Annotated in this window: 9 protein-coding genes; all 9 read left to right on the top strand. The window is 58.9% G+C overall.

The features are described 5' to 3' along the window. Positions 1–743 precede the first annotated feature (743 nt). The 9 genes from flgC (at position 744) to C814_RS10850 (ending at position 8,565) form a co-directional block, all read left to right on the top strand. Entirely contained in the window at positions 744–1,178 is a 435-nt protein-coding gene (gene flgC, locus C814_RS10890) for a flagellar basal body rod protein FlgC (RefSeq protein WP_016317873.1), read from the top strand. Between the two features lie 45 nt (positions 1,179–1,223). Next, a complete protein-coding gene (locus C814_RS10885) occupies positions 1,224–1,706 on the top strand; it encodes a MotA/TolQ/ExbB proton channel family protein (RefSeq protein ID WP_016317872.1) in 483 nt (160 codons plus the stop codon). 334 nt (positions 1,707–2,040) lie between these two features. Further along, the gene (locus C814_RS10880; RefSeq protein WP_016317871.1) at positions 2,041–2,223 is read left to right on the top strand and encodes a type II toxin-antitoxin system RelB/DinJ family antitoxin; all 183 of its coding nucleotides are present in this window, start codon (positions 2,041–2,043) and stop codon (positions 2,221–2,223) included. Between the two features lie 563 nt (positions 2,224–2,786). Beyond that, entirely contained in the window at positions 2,787–3,101 is a 315-nt protein-coding gene (fliE, locus tag C814_RS10875) for a flagellar hook-basal body complex protein FliE (protein WP_016317870.1), read from the top strand. Positions 3,102–3,135: 34 nt separating this feature from the next. Beyond that, positions 3,136–4,728, top strand: coding sequence for a flagellar basal-body MS-ring/collar protein FliF (fliF, locus tag C814_RS10870; protein ID WP_016317869.1), 1,593 nt, complete (start codon positions 3,136–3,138; stop codon positions 4,726–4,728). Position 4,729: 1 nt separating this feature from the next. Next, positions 4,730–5,743 (top strand): flagellar motor switch protein FliG, encoded by a 1,014-nt coding sequence (fliG, locus tag C814_RS10865; RefSeq protein WP_016317868.1) that lies wholly within the window; start codon positions 4,730–4,732, stop codon positions 5,741–5,743. Further along, a complete protein-coding gene (locus C814_RS10860; RefSeq protein ID WP_016317867.1) occupies positions 5,736–6,467 on the top strand; it encodes a FliH/SctL family protein in 732 nt (243 codons plus the stop codon). The genes fliG and C814_RS10860 overlap by 8 nt, the downstream gene beginning before the upstream one ends. 292 nt (positions 6,468–6,759) lie before the next feature. Next, entirely contained in the window at positions 6,760–8,079 is a 1,320-nt protein-coding gene (gene fliI, locus C814_RS10855; protein WP_016317866.1) for a flagellar protein export ATPase FliI, read from the top strand. Positions 8,080–8,100: 21 nt separating this feature from the next. Then, a complete protein-coding gene (locus tag C814_RS10850; RefSeq protein ID WP_016317865.1) occupies positions 8,101–8,565 on the top strand; it encodes a flagellar export protein FliJ in 465 nt (154 codons plus the stop codon). Positions 8,566–8,707 lie beyond the last annotated feature (142 nt).

The following is an 8,707-nucleotide window of genomic DNA, read 5'->3' as shown; positions in this document are numbered from 1 at the left end:
CCTCACGGGCTAGGGGTCACCGGGCGCATGTTGTTTTGGGTTCCCGACCAAAACAACGCCCTTCGCTTCTCGGGCTTTCAGCCCGAAGCGCGCTTACGCGCGACGCTCGGGCAGGATGCGCCTCACGGGCTAGGGGTCACCGGGCGCATGTTGTTTTGGGTTCCAGACCAAAACAACGCCCTTCGCTTCTCGGGCTTTCAGCCCGAAGCGCGCTTACGCGCGACGCTCGGGCAGGATGCGCCTCACGGGTTAGGGGTCAGCGACCCCTCCCCGTGTGCCCCTCCCTTCCGGGCTGGGTGCCCTGTCTGTTCCCGAAATCTATGCAGGTTTCGCTGTCTGGGGGCATCCGAGGGTGCAAGTCAGCCCTGAGCATGAGCGTTTGTCGGGGGGCGCGGGGGTTCCATAAGGGGGCTTCCCCCTTATGTGTGCTTTTTATCTTGCTTTTTGCACAAGCAAAAAACAAGCCGTCCGCCCGGACGGGACCGGGCATTCGGTGCCGCGAGCGGCACACCTATCAAAAAAGGTAAGGTGCTGCACCGCTGCACAAAAAGAACCACCACCCGGACGGGACCGGGCATAAAGTGCCGCTTGCGGCACACCTCTTAAAAAAAGTAAGGTGCTGCACCGCTGCACAGAAAGAACCGCCGCGCGGGGGCGGATACCCCGCATCCAGTGCTGCTTGCGGCACACCTATCAAAAAGGTAAGGTGCTGCACCGCTGCACAAACAAGGAGGGATTCTGATATGTCATTTTTGGACTCGATGCATACGGTTGGTTCGGCGCTGACGGCTGAACGGTTCCGGATGGACACGATCCTGCAAAACATGACCAACGCCAAGACCACCCGCACCGCGAACGGCGAGCCATACCGCCGTAAACAGGTGGTCTTTCAGGAGCGGGCGTTCGACTTCCAGTCGGCGCTGGACAGCGCGAGCGCGAAGGTGGAGAACGCGGGCGTGCGGGTGACCGAGATCGTTGAGAGCGACCGGGATTTCGTCCCGGTGTTTGACCCGACCCACCCCGACGCCAACGAGGACGGGTACGTTATGTACCCGAACGTCAACATGACCGAGGAGCGGGTCGACCTGATGGCGGCGGCCAACGCGTATGACGCCAACTTCACCGCTTTACAGATCGTCAAAACGCTGGCGCTCAAGGCGCTTGAGATCGGCAAATAATCTTGGAGAGGGTCCGGCGCGCGCCGGCGGCAGGCTACAGAACGAATGAGAAACGGCATTGATACGGAATTTTTTGTGCAGCACATCCAGTGCACCCGGGAACAGAAGATGGAATGTCTGGATACTGTCCGGCTTCTGCTCGATATCGCTTTCACAGCGCGGGAATTCGGGCTGCTCAAGCTGGAGGAGCTGATCCAGGACCACGTCAGGTTTTCGGACAGGTTCCTGCGCAAGGCGGTCAACCTGACCATCGAGATCTCCAAACCCGAAAATATCCGGGAGGTTTTGTACAACTACCTGTTTACCTCCTGCTACGCCTCCAACCAGCAGTTCCTCAACGGGGTTATCATCACCGAAACGATGGTTGCGGTGGGGCAGTCGGAGAGCCTGGACTACATCTTTACCTACCTGATCCCGTCCTACTTCGGGCTGGATTACGAGGGGGACGCAATCCGCATCTATCGCAACTACCGGGCGGGCCTGCGCAAGCTGGATGCCGCCAAGGCCAAAGAGGGAGAACAGGCCTAGGGCCTTCCGGTTCCGGATTCTGCACAGGCCCTTTGGAAAGAGCGCCGCGCGGGGGCCTTCCAGCAAAGAGGCGGGACGCTCCGCCGGAATCATAACATTGACTTTTCCGACTGTCGGGACGGCGCTGGCCACGCTGTTCCGGCAGTTTTTTGCCGGGGCGGGAATTTCTGGGCGTCGCCCCGGGTTCCCGGGATAGCGGCGCCCCTCAGGCCGCTGTACAGGCTGTTTGCCCGGCGCGGGGCGGGTGAAATTTTTTGTTGCAGGTTTGTCTGACATTGTATTGCAAAAAAGCGCGAACTGTGTTACAATAGCTCGAAGAAAGGGTGGTTTTTGCATGGCTCAAACAACGCTGAGTGCTCGGATGGATGAAGAGGTCAAGCGGCAGTTTGACGCGTTTTGTGCGTCGGTAGGCCTGAACGCTTCGGTTGCGGTCAACCTGTTTGTCAAAGCGGTCCTGCGCGAACGGCGCATCCCGTTTGAAATCTCCTCCGACCCATTCGACACAGAAGAGGAATAGCCGCCCTCCAGCGGCGCGGGGACGCCAGACCGGACAAGATGCCCCGGACGGATGCTCCCGGCGCCGGCCCGGACAGAAAAAACAATCGTCAGCGGAGGAGGTCCGCTGCGGTCGCCTTTCGTTGTTTTTTCCAGCCGCGGACGTCCCAAAATTACCGTTGACCGGCGAAAAAAGCCCGATCCCGGCCCCTTTGGGCGCAGTTTTTTTCCAGTCATTTTTCGGGCCTGTCCAGCATAATTTGTAATGTCGGAGACAGGGTCTTACGAAATTGGTTTTATTTCACAGTTCGGAAATAAGATTTGGGTAGCTTTTAGGCAAAAGGGATAAAAATTAAAATAAGGCATGGCTTTCATATTTACATACCAGTTCTTTTTATGTATAATAGGAAAGAGTAAAAGGCGAAAAAGGTCGTAATACGCGGCTTTCTGCCGGCTAATAACTGGGTTGTTCAATCGCAATATCGTTTTCACGGGATTATTTTTTTACAGTGGGCAGATTTTACATCAGGCAGAAATTGCAGAAGCGGGAACGGTCCCGCAGAAAAAAGGGAGATGGGTGAGAGCATGTTTATTGTACCAATGAACCGTCTGGAGCGGATGAGTGGGATGAGAACCGGCGAGGGGGAAGCGGCCCCCCAGCAGCAGAACCTCTCGGGCGGCTCGTTTGCACAGATGTTCAATGAATCGCTGAAAACACTTGAGCAGGCACAGCAGGTGGCCGACGAGGATGCGCTCGACCTGGCGTTGGGAGCAAATGGGGCCGACCTGCATACCATTATGATAAATGCCGCGGTTTTGGAAAGCGCGGTCAAGACCACGGTCCAGCTGACGAGCAGGGCTGTCACCTCCTATAAGGAAATTATGTCGATGCAGGTCTGATCGTATTCCAAAATGAAAAGAGCGGGCAAGTGGAATGAAAGAAAAATTGAAAGAGTGGATCGAAAAGATCAAGGCTTTTTGGGCGAACCGTTCCAAAAAGCAGAAAATAGGCATCATCTCGGGCGCGGCCGGCATCCTGCTGATCGCGCTGGCTGCCACCGTTATGCTCAACGCCAAGCCGGAGGACAACCGGGTCCTGTTCCCGGGGATGTCCACATCCGAAACCCAGCAGGTTTATGCGCTGCTGCGGGAGCGGGAGGTGGATGCGGAGATCAACCGGAAGGGTGAGCTGGTTGTACCGGCAGCCCAGTGGGAGACGCTGACCTTTGAGCTGGCCGGCGCCGGCTACCAGCCGACCTCCCCGAACTATAACTTCTTCCTCGACAACTCGGGGTTCACCAAGACCGAGCTGGAGCAGCAGGCAACCCTCAAGTTCCAGATGGAGGACCGGATGCGGCAGCTGCTGCTCGCCCAGACCGGGGTTGAGTATGCGGACGTCTCCTTCAACATTGCCGAAGAGAGCAACTATATATGGGATCAGCAGAAACAGCAGGAAGGATCGGCGGCAATCACCATCCGGATGCGGGAGGACTTCGAGCTGACCCCGGAACGGGTGCAGGCGGTGAAAAACCTGACTGCCTATGCGGTTCCAAGCATGAAAGCCGATAATGTCGTCGTGATCGACGGGCGTACCGGTTTGGAAGTGCTGGGCACCGAGGACCCGGACACCAACCAGTACAGCACCAAGCAGCTGGAGCTGGAACAGGCGGTCGCCAAAAGCATCGAGGACAACATCCGGCGGCTGCTCACCCCGACCTATGGCCCGGACGGCGTAACCGCGGTGGTCAAGGTGGTGCTCAACTTCGAAACCCTGCGCACCGAGCAGAAACAGTATGTGCCCGAGGACAACGGCAAGGGCGTTATCAACCACTATGAGGACCGGTATTCCCAGGGCGGCACCGTCCCGGCGGAAGGGCTGGTCGGAGAAGAGAACAACACCGATTTCCCCAAATACGGCAACAACACCGCCGGCAACGGGGACAATGCGATCACCAATTTTGAGAGCAGCGTTGACTATTCGATCAGCGAGGTCCTGACCCAGATGGAGCGGGGCGCGCCGGTGCTCGAGCGTGCGACCGCCGCGGTCGTTGTCAAGGACCCGAACTTTACCACCGAGCGGGAGGAGCTGCTGGTTGACCTGGTCTCCAAGGGGACCAACATCAGCGCGGAAAACATCCGTGTCACCAACCTCGACTACACAATCGATACCGTACCGGCCGATACCAACCCGGTGCCCGGCGCGGCAGACTATACCCTGCTGATTATCATCGGTTCGGGCGTGGCGGTCCTCCTGATCCTGCTGATCGTCTTCCTCGTCCTTCTGATCCGCCGCCGCAAAAAGCGCAAGAAGGATGCCGAAGCACAGGCGCTCATCGACGAAGCCGAGGAGCAGCGCCAGCAGATGGAAAAAGAGATCGCCGAGCACAAGCTTGCCCTGCAGGCTGAGGCGCTTGCAAATGTCAATGTCAAGGAAGACGCAATCGTGGAAGAGGTCCGCGCCTTCGCGGAGCAGAACCCGGAGATCACTGCGAACCTTGTCCGTTCGCTTTTGAAGGAGGAAAAGTGAGATGCCAGAAAAGAAATTGCGCCTGAGCCCGCTTCAGCGCGCGGCTACCGTCATCATCTCACTCGGCGCACAGCGTGCCTCGGATGTTTATAAGTATCTCAGCGAGGACGAGGTCGAGATGCTCTCGCTCGAAATCGCCAAGATGCAGCGCCTCTCGGAAGAGGACGTGCGCGAAACAATGGAGGATTTCTACGGCCTGTGCGTCACCCAGAAGGTCATCAACGAGGGCGGCGTCATCTATGCGCGCGACGTGCTCGAAAAGGCGTTCGGCCCCGAGCAGGCCGCCTCCCTGATGGAACGGCTCTCGAAATCCCTCAAGACCCAGGCGTTCGAGTTCATCCGCAAGGCGGATTACAAGAGCCTCCAGATGGCGCTTGCCAGCGAGCATCCGCAGACCATCGCGCTGGTGCTCTCGTATGCGCGGTCGGACCAGGCTTCTATGATTATTGCCGAGCTGCCCCGCACGATGCAGATCGACGTCATCAAGCGGATTGCAAACCTCGACCGCACCTCCCCCGAGATCGTCAGCATTGTGGAAAAAACCCTTGAGCGCCGGTTCGATTCGATCATCTCTGCGGACCAGGTCGAGGTCGGCGGCGTACCATATATCGCGGACATCATGAACCGCGTCGACCGCAGCACCGAGAAGTTTGTCTTCGACGAGCTGGGCGAGCAGGACCCGAAGCTCGCCGAGGAGATCAGAAAGCTCATGTTCGTTTTCGAGGATATCGTCAACCTCGACGGCCTGGCGATCCAGCGGTTTATCCGCGAGGTCGACAGCAAGGACCTTGCAGTTGCGCTCAAGGCCGCAAACGAGGACGTCAAAGAGGTTATCTTCCAGAACATGTCCTCGCGTGTGCGTGAGACCATCCAGACAGACATCCAGTACCTGCATAATATCCGTCTGCGCGACGTCGAAGAGGCGCAGCAGAAGATTGTCGGCGTGATCCGCCAGCTCGAGGAAGCGGGCGAAATCGTGATTGCACGCGGCGAAGGGGAGGAGATCATTGCTTAACGTCATCAAACGGGGCGGTCTGGCGGTCTCCGACCAGGTGGTCAAAATCCCCGACCTGCCCAGAAAACGCGTCTCTTCGCCGGTGCACGACGAGGAGGGCGGGGCCAGCTTTGACCCGTCCGACACCGAGCAGATGGTGATTGAATCGGCGATCAAAAGCGCCGAGGCCCGCACCCGCGAGATCGTCAGCCGGGCCGAGGAACAGCGCTCGCAGATCCTCATGCAGGCGGGCACAGAGGCCGAGCAGATCCGCCAGCAGGCCCGCCAGCAGGGGTATTCCGACGGGTACAGCGAGATGTGCGGCCAGATATCCGGCTGCATCGCACAGATCGGCCAGACCCTAGACCAGATGCGGGCGCATCAACAGGAGTTCATCCATCAGTATGAACAGAATCTGCGCCTTTTATCTGTAGATATCGCTGAAAAAATCCTCAACAAGCGGATCGCGGACGATGGCACCGACCTGCTTGAGCTGGTCCGGCAGGCGGTCTCTTCGATTAAGAACGCCGAATGGATCGAGGTGGAGGTTTCCGACAAGCTGCCTGCGCTGGTCGAGCGGCTTCAGACCGAGTTCGCAGTGCAGGCGGGCGGCCCGCAGGTTGACGTCGTGGTGCGTGACCTGCCGCCCGGCGGATGCATCGTCCACACGCCCGAGGCGATTGTGGATGCGTCGGTGCCGGTGCAGCTCGCCAACCTGCGCGAGATCTTCGCGGATATCGACTAGGCAAGGGAAGAAGGGGGCTTTTTCTCTTGCAAAAAGCCCCTCTTGACGCCCATAGGGCGTCAATTCACCCAAAAATGCGCTTCACAGGATAAAGTGTTTCGCCGCGTGCGCGCGGCGCCCAAAGGCCCTGCCTTTGGAAACCGCAGCCTTTGAAAAGGCTGGCGAAACTTTTGGTTTTTTGGGAGACAAAAGTTTTACTCGATTTTTTTCAAAAAATCGCGGGGTCAAGGGGCGGCGCCCCTTGGGACCGGCTCCAAAGCTCCGGATTTTGCGCGGAAGGGGGTGCGTCCAGATGAGCTACCGGCCGGGATACAACCTGATGAGCTATCGCAGGGCGGTAAAACTCAACGACCTGTACGCTTATCAGGGAAAGATCAGCAAGATTGCCGGCATGACTGTTGAGGCGACCGGGCTGGTCAGCAACATTGGGGATATTTGCAACATCATGGTGGACCCCCATCGCTCGGTTTTGGCGGAGGTGGTTGGCCTGAAGGGCAGCTCGATCCAGCTGATGCCTTACGAAGACGTAGATGGCATCGGCTTTGGAAGCGTTGTAGTGCCTACCGGCGAAAAGCTCACCATCCGGATGGGCGAGGGGCTGATCGGCCGCACTGTTGACGCGATCGGCAACCCGCTCGATGACGGCCCCCCCATCGAGGGGGATGCGCGCTACTCGATCAACGGCACCCACTCCAACCCCATGAACCGCCCGCCCATCAGCCAGACCATGCAGATCGGCGTCAAGGCGATCGACGGCCTGCTCACCATCGGCAAAGGGCAGCGTATGGGCATCTTCGCGGGAAGCGGCGTCGGGAAGTCCACCCTCATGGGCATGATCGCCCGCAACATCAAGGCGGACGTCAACGTCATTGCGCTGGTGGGCGAGCGTGGACGCGAGGTGGTCGAGTTCATCAACCGCGACCTCGGCCCCGAGGGCATCAAGCGCTCGGTGCTGGTCGTCGCGACCTCGGATACCCCCGCCATGATGCGCTCCAAATGCGCGCTCACCGCGACCGCGATTGCTGAATATTTCCGCGACCAGGGCAAGGACGTCCTGCTGATGATGGATTCCCTCACCCGGTTCTGCATGGCGCAGCGCGAGATCGGCCTGAGCATCGGCGAACCGCCGGTCGCGCGCGGGTACACCCCGTCGATCTACTCGGCGCTGCCCAAGCTGCTCGAGCGGTCGGGCAACTTCGAATGCGGCTCGATCACCGGGATTTATACCGTCCTCGTCGAGGGCGACGACACCAACGAACCGATTTCAGATACCGTACGCGGCATTGTCGACGGGCATATCGTGCTTTCGCGGCAGGTCGCCATGCGCAACCATTATCCCGCCATCGACGTGCTGGCCAGCGTCAGCCGTTTGATGAACGAGATCGCCGCGCCCGAACACAACGCCGTTGCCGGCAAGCTGCGCAACATGCTTTCGGTCTACCAGGAGAACCAGGACCTCATCCTGATCGGCGCCTACAAGAGCGGCAGCAACCCCGCGCTTGACGAGGCCATCCGCCACATCGACGCAATCAACAAGCTGCTCCAGCAGCGGGTGGACGAGAAGGTCGGGTTTGATGAGACGGTCGCGCAGATGCAGGAAATCCTGAGTTAACCAGGGAAGGGGGCGTTCCGGATGAAAAAATTCAAGTTTACCCTCGGCAGGATGCTGGACTACAAAGACCAGCTTCTTACCGAAGAAAAAAATAAACTCGCGGTGGTGCGCAAGCGGCAGTCCGACCTCGAACAGCGGATTGACTCGCTCGAAAACGAGTCCTGCCGCATCTCGGAGGAGATGAACCGCGGCCAGAAAAAGGGGATTGCGGTGTTCCAGCTGGTCGCCTTCCAGGCCCAGCGCGACAACATCCGCCAGCAGGTCGGGCAGCTCCGGCAGGACCTCAAGCTTGTCCTGCTCGAGGTCCAGAAGCAGACCTCCGCGGTCGTGCTCGCCACCCAGGAGGTTTCCAAGCTCGAAAAATTGCAGGAAAAACAGCTCGAGGCTTACCGCAAAGGGGTTGCCAAGGCCGAAGAGCTCTTTATCGAGGAGTTCGTCTCCGCAAAAATGATCCGCGAATCCGAGGAATATCTGGAAGGCGCATAGGCCCCTTCCACCCCCCTCTTTGAAAGAGGTGTGCCGCAGGCGGCACCGGGATGCGGGGAGTCCGCCCCCGCGCGGCGGGTCCCTTTTCGGATGCACGAAAAGGAACCAAAAGTGCATTTAAGGGGCGACGCCCCTTAAAGAA

Origin of the sequence: Anaerotruncus sp. G3(2012) (genome assembly GCF_000403395.2) — a bacterium.
Lineage (GTDB): Bacteria > Bacillota > Clostridia > Oscillospirales > Ruminococcaceae > Anaerotruncus.
The sequence above is the reverse complement of the archived record's forward strand: the minus strand, read 5'-3'. Positions and strand labels throughout refer to the sequence as shown.

Coding starts and splice junctions, on each gene's coding strand:
- flgC (WP_016317873.1), top strand. CDS start 744: ATGTCATTTTTGGACTCGATGCATACGGTTGGTTCGGCGCTGACGGCT.
- C814_RS10885 (WP_016317872.1), top strand. CDS start 1,224: ATGAGAAACGGCATTGATACGGAATTTTTTGTGCAGCACATCCAGTGC.
- C814_RS10880 (WP_016317871.1), top strand. CDS start 2,041: ATGGCTCAAACAACGCTGAGTGCTCGGATGGATGAAGAGGTCAAGCGG.
- fliE (WP_016317870.1), top strand. CDS start 2,787: ATGTTTATTGTACCAATGAACCGTCTGGAGCGGATGAGTGGGATGAGA.
- fliF (WP_016317869.1), top strand. CDS start 3,136: ATGAAAGAAAAATTGAAAGAGTGGATCGAAAAGATCAAGGCTTTTTGG.
- fliG (WP_016317868.1), top strand. CDS start 4,730: ATGCCAGAAAAGAAATTGCGCCTGAGCCCGCTTCAGCGCGCGGCTACC.
- fliI (WP_016317866.1), top strand. CDS start 6,760: ATGAGCTACCGGCCGGGATACAACCTGATGAGCTATCGCAGGGCGGTA.
- C814_RS10850 (WP_016317865.1), top strand. CDS start 8,101: ATGAAAAAATTCAAGTTTACCCTCGGCAGGATGCTGGACTACAAAGAC.